The 1,866-nt window shown below is 40.5% G+C and carries 1 protein-coding gene; it reads right to left on the bottom strand.

Translation table 11 applies throughout. The annotated features are described in order from the left end of the window. Window positions 1–200: 200 nt before the first annotated feature. Entirely contained in the window at window positions 201–1,739 is a 1,539-nt protein-coding gene (locus I6F40_RS19545) for a transposase (protein WP_166379697.1), read from the bottom strand. Between the last annotated feature and the right edge of the window lie 127 nt (window positions 1,740–1,866).

A 1,866-nucleotide genomic window follows, 5' to 3' on the forward strand; every position in this document is an offset into this window, starting at 1 on the left:
TAACGAGCCTGTAGATTAACTCGTTTTTTATTTGTTTTTATTGATAAACAAACCATAGCTGAGTTCCTATTTTGGTTCAATCGATTACTGTATTTTTACGCAGCATATAAAGAAGTGTTTGGTGTTGTTTAAATTGGCGTTTTGGAAGGGATTACGAGTGGTTGAGTGGCTTTTATTTAGGTTAAAGGAGCTTCCCCTTCTTAATGCATCGTGTTTTGCAGTTTTTCTATATTATGAACAAGACAATACAGTTGCCATTGCGTATTAACTTTCGTTTGACCCCGCAAGGTCAATTTATTCATGCCCTTGTTGACGGTAATATTGCCGAACACGGGTTCAATACAGCCTAATCGCTTACTGTATTGTCGTCGCCCTATGGGGCTATCTATTTTTACTTTCATCTTATCAACATAGCTCAGCTTTTTGCGCGATTCATTATTTATAAACTGAACTTGTCGTCCTCTTTCTATCGGTGGTTTTCGCATGCATTGCTGCTGTAGCGGGCAGGTTTTACAGTCTTTTAAGTAACCGCAGAATCGCGTGTATTGCTGGTTATGACTTTTTACATTAACCCCACTTCGCCACATATCATTGCCTGCGGGGCAGCGGCAGGTTTGAGTTGCTTCATCATAATGAAAATCGTCTGAGGTAAATAATCGTGGCTTGCCTTTACTGCGTTTTAGTCGGCGTTTTTCTTGCTCTGTTTCATATGTTTCACTGTCTTTAAACAGCGGATTTCGTTTTCTAAATTGATTATCTGCAATGTAGCTATCGAACCCACTTTTCGCCATATATTCAAGGTTCACTTCGCTGTTAAACCCACTGTCTGCGGTGAATTTAATCGTGTGCTCGTCTTTGGGTTTGTCAGTGTTCAATTTATCAAGCTGCTGCTTTAATTGCTTAACAGCTGGCTGTAGGGTTTGTTGCTCACCCACTGAGCCCCACGCTTGTGCTTGCAGGATGATTTGATGTTTGTCATCGTTTATCGCTATGCCGTTATAGCCTTGAATTGTCCCTTTTGAGGTCGTCATCTTCGCGCTATCAGGGTCAGTGATATTACTTTTAACTGGCTTGCCTTTACTGCCTGTTTTTTCTTTGTGAGTGGCTAAGAACTCGGTGATTTTATCTGCACTTTTATCCAGCTTCTCTTTTTGTTTTAAATCCTGAGTTATTAACTCTTCACTCAGTCCATCTTGTGATTGGTGGCGTTCAATAATACGTTTGCTTGCGCGTTCTAGTTTTGCTTTTTTGCGGCCTAACTCATCGAATGTGCCACTCCACTCTTTACTCGCATTGGACTTTAATTTACACCCATCAATGGCAAACATGTTACGGCCTATCAAGCCTTCTTCATCACATATCATCAGCACTTGCGTAAAAAGTGGCTCAATCTGTTCATGCATTTTAGCCACGAAGCCCGCTATTGATGTGTAATGCGGCTGGATATCTCCCGACACACTCATAAATAAAATGTTCGTCTCACACGCTTTAGCAATTCGGCGGCTACTGATAAAACCATGTGCATAACCCAGTAAAATAATCTTTAGCATTACCGAAGGCGAATACGCAGCAGCGCCCGTTTTGTCATTGTTGTACCACGCGTCAAAGCCCGATAAATCGAGTTTGTTTTCGACGATATAACAAAGGGCATATTCAAATGTGCCTGGCAAAATTTGCTCAGCGAAATTGATAGGAATGAATTTATTTTGACAGGATAAGTCAGGCTTATAGTTAGCCATAACAGTTTACCATGGGTGAATAATATCTATTAGATCACAGCGAACAGATGGATTCAAGGTTAAAAAGAAACCAACAAAAAAATAGTTGGATACGTTCCTAAAAAGAGTAATTCTACAGCCTCAACGC

Source organism: Pseudoalteromonas sp. SWXJ133, from assembly GCF_015864365.1.
GTDB lineage: Bacteria > Pseudomonadota > Gammaproteobacteria > Enterobacterales > Alteromonadaceae > Pseudoalteromonas > Pseudoalteromonas arctica.

Coding starts and splice junctions, on each gene's coding strand:
- I6F40_RS19545 (WP_166379697.1), bottom strand. CDS start 1,739: ATGGCTAACTATAAGCCTGACTTATCCTGTCAAAATAAATTCATTCCT.